Source organism: Pseudoxanthomonas sp. SGNA-20 (genome assembly GCF_003931635.1).
Classification (GTDB): Bacteria; Pseudomonadota; Gammaproteobacteria; order Xanthomonadales; family Xanthomonadaceae; genus Pseudoxanthomonas.
The window spans coordinates 356,802-374,243 of record NZ_RRYK01000002.1 but is presented as its reverse complement, the minus strand read 5'-3'; the positions used below and the strand labels follow the sequence as shown (position 1 = coordinate 374,243).

Below are 17,442 nucleotides of genomic sequence, written 5' to 3'. Positions count from 1 at the left end.
GGTGCGCTCAGATTCAAGCATTCCTTGCACTGGCTGCAACTGGACTAGTCTTCTGGGCACTCGGCTTGATAGTTTCCGGGCTGGACGGCTAACAATGCGTTCAAGCCGAACTCGTTTCGCTACGCAAACAACATGACAGGAAAAGCTTGCCATGTTCTTTGCTCCGCTACACGAGTCGGCTTAACTTGAGTGTTAGCGCGCAAAGGAGAATACGAGATGCTGATATGTGATAAGTGCGGAGCAAGCATTAGTACGGGCTCTCAGTTCTGCGCGCAGTGCGGTGATCCAGTCACCGAAGCAGATCAAGTGTCCAAGGGCGTGTCTGCATCGGGCGTCGCCACAGTGCAGATAACGTTCGGTAACAGCACATCAGCCGGCTATGCGAAGGCCGTCGCAATCTGTGAAAAGCTGCCGTCCTATGAGGTCGCCGGCGAAGGTAAGCAGGTGCAGCACAAAATCACGCTGCCACTTACAGAAGTTGAGCTCATTGCCAACATTTTTGATTTGGTGGGAAGCTGGAAGTCTTCTCAAATGCTCATTAACGGGCAGGCAGCCACAAAGAAAGACCTTACGTATTACGGCGTGGGCTGTTACCGAAACCGGCAGAAGGCCTTCAAGCCCGAGGCCTTCTGTTACGGAGAGCGCCAATTCGAAGCCAATATTTGGGGCTGCAAGAAACTCGGAATGCCGGTCTATGAGTGGGGTGGTGGTTGGCTGGACTATGGTCAGTTTGACGGAAATGGCGTCTGGCACTTTGACAAGGCCCGTATTCGTCATGAACTTGAGGTTGCGCTTAAGGAGCATGAGCTCTGCCCAGCGCTCAATCGTGCCAGAGTACTGGAAACTCTTGAGAAGCTTCCCGCCACCATCGATCCTAAAACCGACAAAAACTGGAAATATCGAACCAGTTATGAAGAGGTAAAGGGAAATTACAAGGAGGTGGCGGTTGGAATTCAGCCAATCCTCAAGAAGGTAAACCGCTACATCATCGGCGGCTTCAAGCCTGAGTGGGAGGAGGCGCAGGCCTCCAGCACCACGCACATTCAATTGAAAATTGAGCCGCCGAAGGTTCCGCTCTCGCCGGCCAAGGCGCCGCAGAAGAAGAACTACACATGGGTGTGGGTGGTAATTGGTCTTCTCATCCTTATTGGCATGTTCAAGTAGGTGCGTTGCGCGCTAACCATTCGCTGCAGGCGCGACGGCCCTGACGGGCCGCGGCCTGAGCTCAAACGTTAGGCATTACGGAGAGATTTTCATGATCTGGACTATTTACGCTGCCCTACTTAGCTTGTTCTTCGCATTTCTCACTTTCCGCACCATTCGCCTTAGGCAGCGCTACCGCGTTTCGCTCGGTCACGGAAAGAATCTTCTCCTAATGCGGGCCATCCGCGTCCACGGTAACTTCGCCGAGTACGTGCCGCTCGGACTGCTCCTTATGGCAGCGTCTGAGCAACTGGGTGCGCCGAGTCTGCTGGTTCATTCCCTTGGCAGCCTGTTGGCGCTCGGTCGGCTCGTCCATGCCTACGGAGTGTCGCAGGAGAACGAAGTCTTGCGATTTCGGGTCACTGGCATGGCGCTTACGTGCATCTGTTACGTCCTCGCCGCCGGGTATATCCTGATTTCAGCGTTTTCTGGTAATGCCTAACAATTCATTCAAGCCGACGCCGCTTCGCGGCGCGGCTTAGTTCAGGCGTTAGGCATTACGAATACGGCATCGAGGCTGGAGAGGACGCGCACACCAGCTAGACCGGCGCGCCGTGCCACTGCCAGCTGACCGTCTTCGCCAGCCTGCTCAGGAGGCCCGGAGTTTCTGCCGCAGGAACCGGTGCAGGTCACCCAGGTCGCCGGCGAACAGCGGGGGCAGCCCGTGTGGCAGGCGCGGCGGTGGCTCGCCGTGGGTCCAGGCCCGCGACAGGCTGGACAGGGCCTCGACCGCCGCATCCATGCTTCCCGGATCGTCCGCGGGCGCCTGCGGGAGGGCCTTGGCGGAGGCCTGGGCCGAATCCCGTGCCGGCGCCTCGGCCTCTGCTTCCCGTTCCAGGTCCCAGCACGCGGCCAGCACCCGGTAGACCAGGCGCTGGCAGGCGGCGACCGCGGGCCAGTGCTCGCTGGCGCTGCGGCGCTCCTCCGCCGAGCCGTCCAGGGCCTGGTCCAGCGCCTGCTCCAGCAGGAAGCTGCGGTGCTGCAGGTCGCGTCGGTCGATCCGCGCCTGCGGCGTGGTCACCTCGCCGCGCTCCAGGTGCGGGCAGACCCGGCGGATCGCCAGCAGGCACTGGCCGATCTCCGAGGCCACGGTGCGTGCATTGGCGCGCGGCGGCAGCAGGCGGAAGGCCAGCAGGGCGCAGCCGCAGCCGATCACGGTGTCCACGCCGCGTGCCAGCAGCATGCCGGGGATGTCGTCCACGGCCTGGCCGCCGCTGGCGATGGTCAGCGCCGCGCTGGTGATGAACACCACCGCCAGCGCGTAGTTGCGGACCACCACCATCTCGATGGTGAACTGCAGCGCCATCACCGTCAGCACCAGCCATGGCCCGGTCGGATGCAGCCAGAGGATGGCGCCGGCCAGGGCGAGGCCGGCCAGGGTGCCGAGGGTGCGCTCGAGGCTGCGTTGCAGGGTGCGCGGCCAGGTCAGGCCCTGGTGCAGCATCAGCAGGGCCGCGGCCACCGCCCAGTACGCGCGCTCCAGGTCCAGGGCGCCGGCGACCAGGCCGGCGGCAAGGCAGGCGATGCCGATGCGCAGCAGCTGGCGGCGCGGGTTGGAGCCGGGTGCCAGGCCTTCGCGCAGCAGGGTCCAGGAGCGCGGGTAACCGTGCGGCACGGTGCCGGCCGGCAGCGTGCGCGGACGCCGGATCGCTTCCTGCTGGACCTCCTCGCCCAGCTGGACGGCGTGCCGCAGGAGTTGTGCGCGGCGTTCGGCCGGCAGGTCGGGGTCGTGGCTGGCCGCGAAGGTCTGGTGCAGCTCGCGGTTGATCCCGCGCAGCCGGGCCAGCTCGCCGTTCGGGCGCGCCGGGATCGGCTGGAAGCCCACCAGCATCTGCCAGCTGTCGTAGAGGGCCTGGGCCGCACGCCGGCGGGCGCGTGGATGCCCGTTGGCGTCGGCGGAGATCGCCGCGGCCACCGCGCGGGCGGCGGCAAGCACCGCGCGCCGCTCCGGCTTGCGTGGATGCAGCAGGATGCCGACGGTGTGCAGCAGCCAGGCACCCATGCCGCCGCCCAGCACCAGCAGGCCGGCCTGCCAGGGCGGCAGGTGGTCGGCCGGGATCGCGGTGCTGGCGGCACAGGCGAGCACGAACAGGTAGGCGCCGGCCGGGCCGATGCGCATGGCGTTGCACAGCCAGGTCGCGAACATCGCCACCAGGGCCAGTGCCGGCAGGATGGCCCAGGCGTGCGGCTGCAGCCACAGCCCGAACATCACCGCCACGGCGAAGCCCAGCGCCACCGCCGCCAGGGCGATGGCGCGGGCGGCATAGGGGCGGTCGCCGCAATACAGGGCGGTGAAGCCACCGATGGTGGCCATCATGCCGGCCGCGGTATCCCCGGCCAGCCAGCCGGCGAGGACCGGGATGCCCATGGCCAGGGCGGCGCGCAGCGAGAAACCGAGCCGGCCAGGCGGCAGCGGGCGCATGTGGCGGATCTCGCGCAGCAGGCCTTGCGGCCCCGGGGAAGGAGGCTCCGGGACCGGGGGCAGGGGCGCGTTCGACATGCGCATATCGTAGCCCCAACGCCGTTGCTACCCTGAGGGCCTGCATCACAGGAGGTGGCCGTGGGCATCGAGATCCACTATCTGGGCTGGTCGGTGGTGCTGGGCGTGGCGCAGTTGCTGCTGGCCGGCATGCTGGTGACCCGCCAGCGCGGGGTCGAATGGAATACCGGGCCGCGCGATGCCGATCCGGGTCCGCTCCCGCCCAGGGCCGGGCGTGCCGACCGCGCGTTCCGCAACTTCATGGAGACCTTCCCGTTCTTCGCCGCCGCGGTGCTGGCGGTGGTCGCCACCGGCCAGGCCGATGCCTGGACCGCGCTCGGGGTGCAGGCCTATTTCTGGGCGCGCGTGGTGTACGTGCCGCTGTACGTGTACGGCGTGCGCTACCTGCGTTCGCTGGCATGGGGCGTCTCGATGGCCGGCCTGCTGCTGGTGCTGCTGCCGCTGTTGCGCTGAACCGTTCGTCGACGTTCATCGGCGGTTGTCCGGCGCGGCCGGGCACCGCCTAGACTGGGTGCATGCAAGCCGACCGTCCTTCCATGTCCAAGGCCTCCCGCCGAATCCTGTCCGTGGTCCTGCTGCTGGCCGCGGCCATTGGGGTGCTGGTCGCCTGCCAGCGTTTCGTGGCCGATGAGGAAGAGGTCCAGACCCAGCCGGTGGCCTCGCCGGAAGAGGGTGGCGCGGTCAGCCGCGATCCGATGCCCGAAGAGGCCATGTCGGTGGAGGCATTGCCGCAGGGGCAGGCGGCCGAGCCGGAGGGCGAGGTGGACTGGTCGCCGCGCGAGCTGTCCGGCCAGGCCTGGATCAGCTGCAGCCTGGACTACCGCGAGGGCGACGGCGCGGCGCTGGCCTCGCTGGAGCGCGAAGCGCTGCGCGAGGGCGTCGAGGCCTGCCGCGAAGGGCAGGTCGTGCGCGTGCGCTACACCGGCAAGATCAGCCCCGAGTTCACCGCCCTGGTGCAGCGGGTCACGGTGACCGCCGACGAGCTGGGCATCGTCCACCGCGTGCTGGACCTGGACTCCACCGGCGGCCAGGTCGAGGACGCGATCCGCGCTGGCGACTGGATCGGCAACCACCACTGGACCCTGTGGGTGCGCGAGGACTCGGTCTGCCACAGCGCCTGCGTGTTCGTGCTGGCCGGCGGCGACAGCCGGATGCTGGCCGGGCGGGTGGGCATCCACCGCATCATCCGCCTCAGCTCCACCGCCACCAGCCGCCAGGAACTCAATACCGAGCTGCAGGCGGTGTACGGCACCGTGCGCGCCTACCTGGAACGCAACGGCGCCTCGCCGCTGCTGGCCGACGTGATGAAGACCGTGCCCAACCGCAGCCTGCGCCTGCTCAACCAGGACGAACTGGCGGCCTACGGCCTGGACGGCAACAACGCCGCCCAGGACGACCTGGACCGGATGCGGCTGCTGGCCAAGTGCGGCGACGACTTCATGCAGCGGCGCGACCGCTGGATCCGCGCGTTCGAGGAGCGCTGCCGCGGCGAGCGCGAGGTGTACGCGCGCAATGCCTGCGGCCTGGAGCTGCGCCGCGGGCTTGGTTTCCCCGACGACACCTGCCCGGCGGAGAGCCCGCTGGCCGAGTTCAACGCGGTGGAAGTGGTGCTGCTGGACGCCGAGTCCACCGCCGGCGAACCGGACGGCGAGGGTGCCAGCGAGGCGGCCGCTGCCAGCGCGCCGGCCGGCGCGGCCACCGGGGTTGCCGGCGGCGGCTGAGGCTTCCCGCCACCGGGCTTCGCGGCCGGTACACGGCGGCCCGGCGCATGATGGGGCTGAATGGACGGCCCGTCCGAATCCCGCCGTGGGGCGACAAACCCCGCGTTGCAGCGCACAATGGCGAACTTTCATGTGTCCCCGCCGCGCCTCCAGGCGCCGCCGCCGGAGTCCCGGATGTCTTCCCCCGCCCAAGAAACCCCTGCCGCGCCGAGCTTCGGCGAACTCGGCCTGCCGCAGCCGTTGCTGGCTGCCCTGACCGAAGTCGGCTACGAAACCCCCTCGCCGATCCAGGCCGCCACCATCCCCGCGCTGCTGTCCGGCCGCGACGTGCTGGGCACCGCCCAGACCGGTACCGGCAAGACCGCGGCCTTCGCCCTGCCGATCCTGGCCCGGCTGGACCTGGCCCAGGCCAGGCCGCAGGCGCTGGTGCTGGCGCCGACCCGCGAACTGGCCATCCAGGTCGCCGAGGCGTTCCAGCGCTACGCGGCGAAGATGCCCGGCTTCCAGGTGCTGCCGATCTACGGCGGCCAGGGCTACGGCCCGCAGCTGCACGCGCTGCGCCGCGGCGTGCACGTGGTGGTCGGCACCCCCGGGCGCATCATCGACCATCTCGAGCGCGGCTCGCTGGACCTGTCGGCCCTGCGCGCGCTGGTGCTGGACGAGGCCGACGAGATGCTGCGCATGGGCTTCATCGACGACGTCGAGGCGGTGCTGCAGAAGACCCCGCCGCAGCGCCAGGTGGCGCTGTTCTCGGCGACCATGCCGCCGCCGATCCGGCGCATCGCCCAGACCTACCTGCGCGATCCGGTCGAGGTGACCATCGCGGCCAAGACCACCACCTCGGCCAACATCCGCCAGCGCTACTGGTTCGTCAGCGGCCTGCACAAGCTCGACGCCCTGACCCGGATCCTGGAGGCCGAGCCGTACGACGCGATGATCGTGTTCGCGCGCACCAAGGCCGCCACCGAGGAGCTGGCCAACAAGCTGCAGGCGCGCGGCGTGGCCGCCGCGGCGATCAACGGCGACATGCAGCAGCAGCAGCGCGAGCGCACCATCCAGCAGCTCAAGGACGGCCGCCTGGACGTGCTGGTGGCCACCGACGTGGCCGCGCGCGGCCTGGACGTGGAGCGGATCAGCCACGTCCTCAACTACGACATCCCCTACGACACCGAGAGCTACGTCCACCGCATCGGCCGCACCGGCCGCGCCGGGCGCAGCGGCGAGGCGATCCTGTTCGTCACCCCGCGCGAGAAGGGCATGCTGCGCGCGATCGAGCGCGCCACCCGGCAGCCGATCGAGGAAATGCGCCTGCCGACCGTGCAGGCGGTCAACGATCGCCGCGTGGCGCGGTTCTTCGAGCGCATCAGCAGTGCCCTGGAGGCCGGTGGCCTGGAGGAATACCGCGAGCTGGTCGACCGCTATGCGACCGAGCACGACGTGGGCGCGGCCGAGATCGCCGCCGCCCTGGCGCGCCTGCTGCAGGGCGACGTGCCGCTGCTGCTGGAGGCCCGCGACGAGCCGGCCCCGCGCGAGCCGCGCCCGGCCCGCGAGCCGCGTGCGTTCGAGGAGCGCGAGCGTGGCCCGCGCCCGCCGCGTGGCCGCGACGACGACTTCGCCCCGCGCGCCCCGCGTGCGCCCAAGCCGCCGCGCGAAGCGCCGCAGCCGGGGATGGAGACCTACCGGGTCGAGGTCGGCCACGTGCATGGCGTCAAGCCGGGCAACATCGTCGGCGCGATCGCCAACGAGGCCGGCCTGGAATCGCGCTACATCGGCCGCATCGACATCCACGAGGACCATTCGATCCTCGACCTGCCGGCCGGCATGCCGCCGGAGATCATGGGCGTGCTGCAGAAGGCCTGGGTGGTCGGGCAGCAGCTGCGCATCAGCCGCTGGGATGGCAGCCATGCGCCGTCGCCCAACGCGCCGCCGGCGCGCGGGCGTTTCCGCCCGACCGGGACGCGCCCCGCACCGCGCGGCCCGAAACCGCACCGCAAGGGACCGCCGCGCCCGCGTTCCTGACCGGCGCGGGGCCGGCCCCGGGGTAGGCTGATGTCGGTCACAAAAGCAACAATCCCAAAGGATGATCCAGGCCCGTGGGTGACCGTGGCCGCGCTCCGTATCATGGGCGGGTGAAACCGCAACGGAGCAGACCGGGCCGCGCGCGGCTCCATCCATGGACCTGGCCCAGGGTCGGCTTGATGGTGCTCGCGTTGCTGGCGATCGCGGTGGTGGTCGCCAATGCCTTCGGCCGCATCCAGCGCTGGCCGCCGACCGCCCACCTGGTGACCGGCCAGCCCACCCAGGAACAGCCCCGCACCCGCGATTGCCCCGCCGACGCCCCGGTGCCGCCGGCGCGGGCGGTGGTGCATCCGCCGCCGGGCGGCTGGCCCGGCGTGCCGCAGGCGGTGAGCGTGTTCAACGTGTTCGCCGGCGAGGTGCGCCTGGAGTACGGTGGGCACCGGGTGTGCGGGCTGATGCACGACGCCCGCACCCGCGATTCCCGCTTCCGCGCGGGCGTGGGCATGGTGATCGTGCCGCAGGCCGGTAACCAGGACCCGGTGATCGTGTACTGGCAGCCGGCACTCAAGCCCGGCTGGATCCCGACCATCCGCATCGGCGCGCCCAGCGAGGTGCAGCACGTGGACACCCTGCGCCTGGTGGTGCGCACCGCGTGCCTGGCGGTGGCCCTGGTGCTGGCGGCCACGGCGCTGATGGCCTATCCCGGCGCGCGCGACTGGACCTTCCTCGGCTATGCGGCGCTGTGCGGCCTGTCGGTGGTCTGGCAGGCGGTGCTCAGCGGCCTCAGCGGCTATCCGGAACCCTGGCTGCCGGTGGCCGGGCACGAGCCGCGCTGGTTCGTGGGCCTGTCCAGCATGGGCCTGGGCGCGGTGCTGTGCGGCATGTGGCTGCTGGTGGCCGGCCCCGGCCTCCCGCCGGGCGTGCGCCGGCGCATGGTCCTGGCCACCGTCGGCACCTGGATCGCCGCCAGCCTCACCGTGCTGCTGGCTCCGCTGGCGTGGCTGGAGCCGCTGGCGGTCGGGGTCGAGCTGGCGTTCCGCATGGTCTACCTGCTGATCCTGGGCTGGGCCCTGCACCGGCTGTGGCGGCAGCGCCCGGGGGTGCTGCCGGCGCTGGCGGGGATGCTGCCGTTCGCCCTGATCGCGCTGCTGGAGCTGGCCGGCAGCCGCCTGCTGATCGAGTACCGGGTCGAGGTGATCCAGCTGGCGGTCACCTGGTTCCTGGCGGTGAGCGCCTACGCCCTCAACCTGCGCCTGGGCCGCCTGCGCCGCCAGCGCGACGAGATGCAGCAGCTGGCCGAGACCGACCCGCTGACCGGCCTGCCCAACCGCCGCGCCGGCCTGCGCCGGCTGGGCGAGATGTTCGCCGTCGCCCGCGAGGACGGCACGGCGCTGAGCGTGGCCTTCATCGACATCGACCACTTCAAGGCGATCAACGACGACCACGGCCACGAGGCCGGCGACCGGGTGCTGGTGGCGGTGGCGCAGGCGCTGCGGGCCACGGTGCGCGGTGCCTCCGAGGCGGCGCGCATGGGCGGCGAGGAGTTCCTGATGCTGCTGCCGGGCGTGGCCGCGGACTCGGCGGTGCAGCGCATGCATGCCCTGCGCGCGCGCCTGGCCGCCACCACGCGCGAGCTGGGCCTGGAGGGGCTGTCGCTGACCGCCAGCATCGGCGTGGCCACCCTGCGCGACGGCGATGCCGATGCCGCGGCGTTGCTGCGCCGGGCCGACCAGGCCATGTACGCGGCCAAGCGCGGCGGGCGCGACCAGGTCCAGCTGGCCGGCTGAGCCGTTCCCGACCACGGGGAGCGCGCGACGCAGCGCGGCGGCGGCCGGAAGCGGATAATGGGCCATGACCGAAGACGCCGTCCGCCTCAACAAGTACATCGCCGCCACCGGCTTCTGTTCACGCCGCGAGGCCGACCGCCTGGTCGCCGCGCGCCGGGTGACCGTCAACGGCCAGCCGGCCGGCGTCGGCGTCGTGGTCGGCGAGGGCGACGAAGTCCGCGTGGACGGCCAGCCGCTGAAGCTGCGCGCCGCCAGGCCGGGCAAGCGCCGCCATGTCTACATCGCCCTGAACAAGCCGGTCGGCATTACCTGCACCACCGAGAGCTCGGTGAAGGGCAACATCGTCGACTTCGTCGGCCACGAGCAGCGGATCTTCCCGATCGGACGCCTGGACAAGGATTCCGAAGGTCTGATCCTGCTGACCAGCAACGGCGACATCGTCAACGAGATCCTGCGCGCCGAGAACGGGCACGAGAAGGAGTACCTGGTGGCGGTGAACAAGCCGGTGACCGACGAGTTCCTGCGCGGCATGGCCCGCGGCGTGCCGGTGCACGGGCAGATGACCCTGCCGTGCCGCACCAGCCGGATCGCCAAGTTCGGCTTCCGCATCGTGCTGCGCCAGGGCCTGAACCGGCAGATCCGGCTGATGTCAGCCGCGTTCGGCTACCGCGTCACCCAGCTGCGGCGGGTGCGCATCGACAACGTCAGGCTCGGCGCACTCAAGCCCGGGCAGTGGCGCAACCTGACCCCGGAGGAACTGCGCGGCCTGCTCCCGCAGTTCGACAACTGGTGAAGACCATGCAGCCGGCAACAGCACCAGCGCCGCGTCCGCCGCGGCCGGGCAACGAAGCCGAACGGCTGGCGGCGCTGCGCGCCACCCGCCTGCTCGACACCCCGCGCGAGCAGGCGTTCGACGACCTGGTGGCGCTGGCCTCGGCGATCACCGGCGCGCCGATGGCGGCGGTCTCGCTGATCGACGCCGAGCGCCAGTGGTTCAAGGCGCGCACCGGCTTCGACGCCTGCGAGACCCCGCGCGACGCCGCCTTTTGCGCGCACACCATCCTCGAGCCGCAGCGCATGCTGGTGGTGGAGGACGCCACCCGCGACCCGCGCTTTGCCGCCAACCCGCTGGTCACCGGCGGCCTGCACATCCGCTTCTACGCCGGGGTGCCGCTGCTGGATGCCGAAGGCCACGCCCTGGGCAGCCTGTGCGTGTTCGACAGCCGCCCGCGGGTACTGGGCGAGGAGGGTGCGGAGGCGCTGCGCGCGCTGGCGCGCCAGGCCGGCTTCCTGATCGAACTGCGCCGCACCACCGAGGCGCTGAACCTGTACGTGCGCGAATGCGCCTGGTACGAGCAGCAGCTGCTGCACTACTCGCAGCTGCTGGAGGCGCAGAACGCCGACCTGGCCGAGCAGACCCGTACCGACCCGCTGACCGGGCTGCGCAACCGCCGAGGCTACGGCGAGGCACTGCGCGCGGCGGTGGAGCGGGCGGGGCGCGAGGGCACGCCGCTGTCGCTGGCGGTGCTGGACCTGGACCACTTCAAATCGATCAACGACACCTACGGCCACGCCGCCGGCGACCGCGTGCTGGTCCAGGTCGGCCACGCGCTGGGCGAGCGGATGCAGGGCGTGGGCGTGGCGGCGCGGTATGGCGGCGAGGAGTTCGCGCTGCTGCTGCCGGGCCTGGACCTGGGGCAGGCGCGCGCGCATTGCGAGAGCCTGGTCCGCGCGGTGGCGGTGGTGGAGGGCGGCGGCGGGGTGACCGCCAGCATCGGCGTGGCGCAGTGGCGCCCCGGCGAGGAGCCGGGGCAGGCGGTGGCCCGCGCCGACGCGGCCATGTACCGCGCCAAGGTCGGCGGCCGCGCGCGGGTGGAAGTGGCCGACTGAATCAGTCCACCAGCTGGCGCGCGGCGTCCGCCGCCGGCGCGCTCGCCGCCGGGCGCCGGCGCGACAGCAGCGGGTCCAGGAACACCGCGGCCAGGACGATGGCCACGCCCAGGTAGAACTGCAGGCTCAGCTCGCGCTGCTCGCCCAGCAGCAGCGCCGCCAGCACGATCGCGTACACCGGCTCGAGGTTGGTCACCAGCTGCACCGCGTAGGCGCTGAGCCGGCGCAGCGCCACCAGCGCCAGCGCGAACGGCAGCAGGGTGCAGGCCAGTGCCAGGACCAGCAACAGGATGCCGTCGTGCAGGCCCGGCAGGGCCAGCAGCCGGCCGGCGAACTCCGGCGCCAGCAGCGGCATCAGCGGCGCCAGCGCGCCCAGCACCAGGGTGCCGGCGCCCAGTTCCAGCGCGGTGACGGTCAGCGGATCGGCATGCTCGACCAGGCGCTTGTTGAGCGAGCCGAACACCGCCACCAGCAGCGCCGAGAGCGCGCCCACCGCCACGCCGGCGCGCATGCCGTCCGGCACGCCACCGACCACCAGGGCCACGCCCGGCAGCACCGCCACGCCCAGCACCAGCTCGCGCGGGCGGAACGGGCGCCGCGCCACCCAGGGCTCGATCACCGCGGTGAACACCGGCGCCAGGGCGATGCAGGTGGCCGCCACCGAGGCATTGGCCAGCTTGATCGCGCCGTAGAAGGTCAGCCAGTGCAGGGCCACCAGCACGCCGACGCCGGCGTAGCCGGCCACCAGCCGCGGCGGCATTGCGCGCAGCCCGCGCCATACGCGCGGCAGCAGGGCCAGGGCGGCGACCACCAGCAGCATGCGCCACCACACCAGGGGCAGCGCGGGCAGCGCGATCAGCTTGCCGAGGATGGCGGTGAAGCCCCACAGCAGGACGCAGAAGTGGACCTGCAGCAGGGCGCGGGTGTGGGGGTTCATCGGCATGGCGCATTATCGCCCGCGGCGGGGCCCGCGGCGGGGCCGCCGGCGCGCGTCCATGGGCTCAGCGCCGCGGCGACAGCCAGCCGGCCAGGCCCAGCGCCGTGACCGACAAGGCCGCGCCCAGGGTGGCCAGCAGCATGTCCTTCTGCGCGTCCCACTCGTCGCCCTGGGTGCCCAGGTAGGCCTGGCCCAGGTCGCCGCCGAACATGCTGGCGGCCAGCCACTCGAAGATCTCGAACAACAGCGCGTGGGACATCACGAAGCTCACCGGCAGCACGTAGCGCCATGCCCCGCGCGGCGGCGCCACCCGGTCCAGCAGCTCGACGCAGGCCGGGGCCAGCAGCAGGCCGTAGCCGAAGTGCACCAGGCGGTCGTAGGTATTGCGCTGGAAGCCGAACAGGGCATCGACCGAGAAGCCGAAGTGGTCGAGGAAGAACGCGTCGTACGGCACCTCGGCATAGGTGTAGTGCGCGCCGATGGCGTGCAGCACGCCGAACACGAACAGGCCGATGCAGCTGGGCCAGGCCAGCGGCATGCGCCGCCACAGCACCGGCAGCAGCGCCACCGCGGCCACCACCAGCACGTTCTCCAGGGCCCAGTCCTCGCGGTAGCTGGGATTGATGGCCAGGGCGGTCCAGATCGCCGCGTAGGCGGCGAGCAGTGCCAGGGCATGGCGGGTGGGAACGGGACGGCGTACGGATGCGGGCGCGCTCATGGGCGCGCATCCTCGCACGGACCGCCGCGGCCGGGCAGGGGCCGGCGACGGGCGGGCTCAGGCCGCGGACAGGCGCTGCAGCAAGGCCATGGCCGCGGCCGGGTTGCGCTCCTTGGCCGCGGCGATGAAGAACACGAACACCTCGCGCGGCTTCGCGGGTGGCAGCGGCGGACCGACGTGCGCCAGGTCCGCCGGATCCTCGCCGGCATGCCAGGCGCGGGCCCGTGCGGCCCAGGCGTCCAGCTCCGCGTCCGCATAGCCCTGCGCCAGCCCGGCGCGCGCCTGCATCACCCGCGCGTAGACGAAGTCGGCGGTGATGTCGGCGAAGGACGGGTGCTCGTCGGAGGCGGCCGCGACCAGGGCGATGTTGTGCCGGCGCAGCAGGGCCAGCAGCTCCGGGGTGAAGGCCGCGGGGTCGCGCAGTTCCAGCGCGTGGCGCAGGCGCAGGCCGCCCACCTCCGGCGGCAGCAGGGCGACGAAGTCGGCCAGCGCCTCCAGCGACGGGCTCTGGCCCCGGTCGAACTGCCACAGGATGGCGCCGAGGCGGTCGCCCAGGGTGGCGATGCCGCCGGCGAAGTCCTGCACCTGCGCGCCGGTGCCGGCCAGGCGGCGGCTGGCCATGATCCGCTTCGGCGCCTTGGCGGTGAACACGAAGCCTGGCGGGGTCTCGTCGCGCCAGCGGGCGTAGGTCTCCGGTTTCTGCGCGCCGTAGTAGGTGCCGTTGATCTCGATCGCGGTGACGTGGCGGCTGGCGTATTCCAGCTCGCGCCGCTGCACCAGCTTCTCCGGGTAGAACACGCCGCCGCGCCACGGCGCATAGGTCCAGCCGCCGATGCCGACGCGGATGCGCGGCTGGCCGGAAGCGGCGGGGGCGGGATCGAACAGGTCGGACATGGCGGTGGCCGGGGAGGAGCGGATGTCGATCGTAGCCGACCCGGCGCGCGGGTCCTGCATCGGCCACGCCCCGACTTCCGACACTCGGGCGCGCACGGCGGCTGCGCCTAGAATCGGCGCACACCCATACCGGAGCTGCCCATGGCCCTGCGCCCTTCGTCCCTGTGCCTGTCCTGCCTGCTCGCGCTGGGCCTGGTGCCGTTGGCACCGGCCGTGGCGCAGGAGCCGGCCGCCACCACCGCTCCGGCGCAGGCCGCGCTGGATCCGGCCCAGCTTGGCGCCTGGGTGGAAGCGGCGCGCGAGCGCTTCGAGGTGCCGGGTATCGCCGTGGCGGTGGTCAAGGATGGCCAGGTGGTGTTCGAGGGCGGCTGGGGCGTGCGCGAGCTGGGCAAGCCCGATCCGGTGGATGCCCACACCCTGTTCGCCATCGCCTCCAACACCAAGGCCTTCACCGCCGCCTCGCTGGCGATGCTGGCCGACGAGGGCAAGCTGTCGCTGGAAGACCGGGTGGTCGAGCACCTGCCGGAGTTCCGCATGGCCGATCCCTACGTCACCGCGCAGATGCGCGTGCGCGACCTGCTGACCCACCGCAGCGGCCTGGGCCTGGGCGCCGGCGACCTGCTGTTCTGGCCGGGCAGCGACTACAGCACCGAGGAAGTGGTGGCGCGCCTGAAGGACGTGCCGCTGGCAAGCAGCTTCCGCGAGCGCTATGCCTACGACAACATCCTGTACGCCGCGGCCACCCTGCTGATCGAACGGGTCTCCGGCCAGTCCTACGCGCAGTTCCTGCAGCAGCGCTTCTTCGACCCGCTGGGGATGGCCGGGACGCGCTTCAACGCCGACGCCCTGCGTCCCGGCGACCGCGCCGCCAGCGGCCATGCCAAGGCCGACTTCACCACCCTGCGCCCGACCTTCCCGCTCACCTGGCACAACGCCGCCGGCGCCGGTGGCATCTACTCCAGCGTGCACGACATGGCGCGCTGGATGAACGCGCAGCTGGCCGGCGGCCGCTACACCGATGCCGAGGGCCGGGAGCAGCGGCTGTTCTCCGAGCGCCGGCACAAGTCGATGTGGACGCTGCACACGCCGATCAACATCCCCGAGCCGGCGGTGCCGGAACTGGCCGCGTCCAGGCCGGACTTCCTCGGCTACGGCGAGGGCTGGATGCTCTCGACCTACCGCGGCGAGAAGCTGGTGTGGCACACCGGCGGCTGGCCCGGCATGGTCTCGCGGGTGACCCTGGTGCCGGGGCGCAACCTGGGCGTGGTGGTGCTGACCAACCAGGAATCCGGCGGCGCGTTCAACGCCGTCACCCTGCACGTGCTCGACGCCTTCCTGCAGCCGGCCGAACGGGTCGACTGGGTGGCGGCCTATGCCGCGGCGGCGGAAAAGTCGAAGGCCCGCGCCGACGACGCCTGGGCCAAGCGCGTGGCCGCGCGCGACAAGCGCTCCAAGCCCTCGCTGCCGCTGTCCGGCTACGCCGCGACCTACCGCGATGCCTGGTACGGCGACGTCGAGGTGAAGCAGGAGAACGGGCGCCTGCTGATGCGCTTCACCCGCAGCCCGCTGCTGGTGGGCGAGCTGCAGCACTGGCAGCACGACACCTTCCTGGTGAAGTGGCGCGAGCGCACGCTCAACGGCGATGCCTTCGTCACCTTCCACCTGGATCCGGACGGCAAGGTGCGCGAGGCGCGGATGGAGGCGGCCTCGGACCTGACCGACTTCAGCTTTGACTTCCAGGACCTGGTGCTGAAGCCGGTGGAGTAAGCCCCCGCCAGGGCAGTGCCGGCTCCAGGCACATTCGGCCATGGCTTCGGCTGGCATGGCAGCCGCGTCAGCCCGGACGCGCTGCGCGTATCCGGGCTGCGCATGCGTCCCGTCGCTCCGGCCAATGCCGGGACGACGGCGGCTCCCGCGGATCACCAATCACGAATCACGAATCACGAATCACGAATCACGAATCACGAATCACGAACCGGTCACCTCACCGGTTCGCCCAGCAGCAGCTGCCGCACGAAGCGCACCGGCGGGGCACCGTGGGACAGGACCTGGTCGTGGTAGGTCTTCGCGTCGAAACGCTCGCCCAGCTCCGCCTCCGCCGCGGCACGCATGTCGAAGTGCTCCTGCGCGCCGACGAAGTAGGTCGGCAGCTGCGCCGAGGTCAGCTGCGCGCGCACCCACTTGCCGGCGGCCTCGCGCTCCTGCTGGAAGGTCTTCCGGACCATCAGGTCCATGGCCTGCTCGCGGCTCCAGCCGTCCACGTGCACGCCCTGGTCGAGGATCGCGTTGGCGATGGTGCGCAGGTAGAACTTCAGCTGCACCAGGCGGAACAGCGGGTCGTTGCCAAGGTAGCCGGCGTCGGCCATCACCTTCTCGGTGTACACTGCCCAGCCCTCGGCGAACGGACCGGAGCGCAGCACCGCGCGCAGGGTGGAGGGATGCCGCGCCGAGTGCCAGCCCTCCAGGTAGTGGCCGGGCGTGCCCTCGTGGATGCTCAGCAGGTGGATCATGCGCGAGTTGTATTCGCGCAGGAACGAGTCCACCTGTTCCTGGGTCCATTCCTCCGGGATCGGCGAGACCGCGTAGAAGGTCTTGAGGTTGCGGTCCAGCGGGCCGGGCGAGTCGCAATAGGCCACCGCCACGCCGCGCTGGAATTCGGGCATCTCGATGATTTCCACCGGCGCGTCGGGCAGGGTCACCAGGTCCTTCTCCCGCACGAACGCCGTGGCCTGCGCCAGTGCCGCCTCGGCGTCGGGGACCACGCGGTCGCGCGCCGGGCGCTCGGCGTAGGCCAGCTCCAGTGCGGCCTCGATCGCCGCCTGCTGCTGTTCCGGGGTCGGGGAGTCCGGCAGTTCGGGGACACCCGGGCGGTCGGCCAGCACCGTGCGGGCGATGCCGTACATCTCCGCGCGCACGCGCTCCAGCTCGGCCTCGGCGCGCTGGCGGATCTGCGCGCGCGACAGCGAGGACAGCAGGGCGAACTGCAGCTTGCGGTCGTACAGCTCCGCGCCGATGCGGAAGTCGCCGCGCGCGTTCGGGACCAGGGTCCGGTCCAGCCATGCCTGGTGCTCGACCACGGCCGCGCGCAGGCCGGCGATCGCCTCCTCGGCGGCCCGGCGGTCGGCCGCGTCCAGCTGGTCCAGCGCCGGGACCACGAGCAGGTCCACCAGGCCCAGCAGGCCGGAGTTCTGCCGGGCCACGGTCTCGGCGTGGATCTTCGGCACCCGCGCCGGATCGAGGTTGGCGCGCGCCTGCGCCAGCAGGTCGGGGATCAGGCGCATGCGCGCGGTGGCCGACCTGAGGCGTTCGGGCAGCGGCGCGAACTCGCGCGCCATCAGTCCGTAGATCGCGCTGCCGGCGAGGTCGCCGTAGACCTGCGGGTCCCAGGCCCAGGGCTGCAGCACTTCCGCGCTCCAGATGTCGTACTCCAGGCGGTTGCGCAGGATCGCGGCGTCGACCTGGTTGTCGCGGGACAGCGCGGCCACGTCCAGCGCATCCAGTTCGGCCAGCAGGGCGCGGCTGGTCTCCAGCGCCTGGCGGCGGCCCTCGGCGGAGAGGTCGTCCAGCTCGGCGTCATGGCGGTGGTCGCCGGCCTGGGTGGCGGCCACCGGCGACAAGCGCATCCAGGCCTCGAGCGCGCGCGCGGACAGGTCGGCGAAGGCGGCGTCGGCCGGGCTGGGCGCGGTGGCGGTGGACGCGGCTTCCGGGGCTTCGGGCTTCTGGCAGGCCGCCAGCGGCGCGAGCAGGGCGAGGGCCAGCAGGCAGGGGCGCAG

Annotated in this window: 14 protein-coding genes; 9 read left to right on the top strand and 5 right to left on the bottom strand. The window is 71.2% G+C overall.

Annotation, left to right across the window (positions count from 1 at the left end; all coding sequences use genetic code 11):
* The first annotated feature begins 306 nt into the window (after nt 1–306).
* Nucleotides 307–1,164, top strand: a complete 858-nt coding sequence (locus EIM48_RS06995) for a hypothetical protein (protein WP_199728396.1) — start codon at nt 307–309, stop codon at nt 1,162–1,164.
* Between the two features lie 91 nt (nt 1,165–1,255).
* Nucleotides 1,256–1,645, top strand: coding sequence for an MAPEG family protein (locus tag EIM48_RS06990; RefSeq protein WP_125111363.1), 390 nt, complete (start codon nt 1,256–1,258; stop codon nt 1,643–1,645).
* 147 nt (nt 1,646–1,792) lie between these two features.
* Here the strand turns inward: EIM48_RS06990 and EIM48_RS06985 are convergent, their stop codons facing one another.
* Nucleotides 1,793–3,703: an FUSC family protein gene (locus tag EIM48_RS06985; RefSeq protein WP_158675199.1), complete on the bottom strand. Its 1,911-nt coding sequence runs from the start codon at nt 3,701–3,703 to the stop codon at nt 1,793–1,795.
* A gap of 54 nt (nt 3,704–3,757) precedes the next feature.
* Between EIM48_RS06985 and EIM48_RS06980 the strand changes: the two genes are divergently transcribed.
* The 6 genes from EIM48_RS06980 to EIM48_RS06955 all read left to right on the top strand — a co-directional run bounded on the left by EIM48_RS06980 (nt 3,758) and on the right by EIM48_RS06955 (nt 11,120).
* Complete coding sequence (locus tag EIM48_RS06980; protein WP_028914758.1) at nt 3,758–4,156, top strand: MAPEG family protein; 399 nt, start codon at nt 3,758–3,760, stop codon at nt 4,154–4,156.
* An 83-nt stretch (nt 4,157–4,239) separates the two neighbouring features.
* Complete coding sequence (locus EIM48_RS06975; protein WP_125111361.1) at nt 4,240–5,424, top strand: hypothetical protein; 1,185 nt, start codon at nt 4,240–4,242, stop codon at nt 5,422–5,424.
* A gap of 174 nt (nt 5,425–5,598) precedes the next feature.
* Nucleotides 5,599–7,443, top strand: coding sequence for a DEAD/DEAH box helicase (locus tag EIM48_RS06970; RefSeq protein ID WP_125111360.1), 1,845 nt, complete (start codon nt 5,599–5,601; stop codon nt 7,441–7,443).
* Nucleotides 7,444–7,622: 179 nt separating this feature from the next.
* The gene (locus EIM48_RS06965) at nt 7,623–9,230 is read left to right on the top strand and encodes a GGDEF domain-containing protein (protein ID WP_125111359.1); all 1,608 of its coding nucleotides are present in this window, start codon (nt 7,623–7,625) and stop codon (nt 9,228–9,230) included.
* Between the two features lie 64 nt (nt 9,231–9,294).
* Nucleotides 9,295–10,023: a pseudouridine synthase gene (locus EIM48_RS06960; RefSeq protein WP_125111358.1), complete on the top strand. Its 729-nt coding sequence runs from the start codon at nt 9,295–9,297 to the stop codon at nt 10,021–10,023.
* Nucleotides 10,024–10,028: 5 nt separating this feature from the next.
* Entirely contained in the window at nt 10,029–11,120 is a 1,092-nt protein-coding gene (locus EIM48_RS06955) for a sensor domain-containing diguanylate cyclase (RefSeq protein WP_028914755.1), read from the top strand.
* Between the two features lies 1 nt (nt 11,121).
* On the opposite strand, the gene EIM48_RS06950 is transcribed toward EIM48_RS06955, so the two are convergent.
* From EIM48_RS06950 to EIM48_RS06940, 3 genes are read right to left on the bottom strand one after another with little or no spacing between them, the layout of a single operon-like run.
* Nucleotides 11,122–12,063: a DMT family transporter gene (locus EIM48_RS06950; RefSeq protein WP_028914754.1), complete on the bottom strand. Its 942-nt coding sequence runs from the start codon at nt 12,061–12,063 to the stop codon at nt 11,122–11,124.
* Nucleotides 12,064–12,121: 58 nt separating this feature from the next.
* Entirely contained in the window at nt 12,122–12,775 is a 654-nt protein-coding gene (locus EIM48_RS06945) for a DUF2238 domain-containing protein (protein WP_125111357.1), read from the bottom strand.
* 57 nt (nt 12,776–12,832) lie between these two features.
* Complete coding sequence (locus EIM48_RS06940; protein ID WP_125111372.1) at nt 12,833–13,669, bottom strand: DUF72 domain-containing protein; 837 nt, start codon at nt 13,667–13,669, stop codon at nt 12,833–12,835.
* A gap of 141 nt (nt 13,670–13,810) precedes the next feature.
* On the opposite strand from EIM48_RS06940, the gene EIM48_RS06935 reads away from it, so the two are divergent.
* On the top strand, nt 13,811–15,436 hold the full coding sequence (locus tag EIM48_RS06935) for a serine hydrolase (RefSeq protein WP_125111356.1): 1,626 nt from the start codon (nt 13,811–13,813) through the stop codon (nt 15,434–15,436).
* 212 nt (nt 15,437–15,648) lie between these two features.
* On the opposite strand, the gene EIM48_RS06930 is transcribed toward EIM48_RS06935, so the two are convergent.
* Complete coding sequence (locus EIM48_RS06930; protein WP_199728398.1) at nt 15,649–17,442, bottom strand: DUF885 domain-containing protein; 1,794 nt, start codon at nt 17,440–17,442, stop codon at nt 15,649–15,651.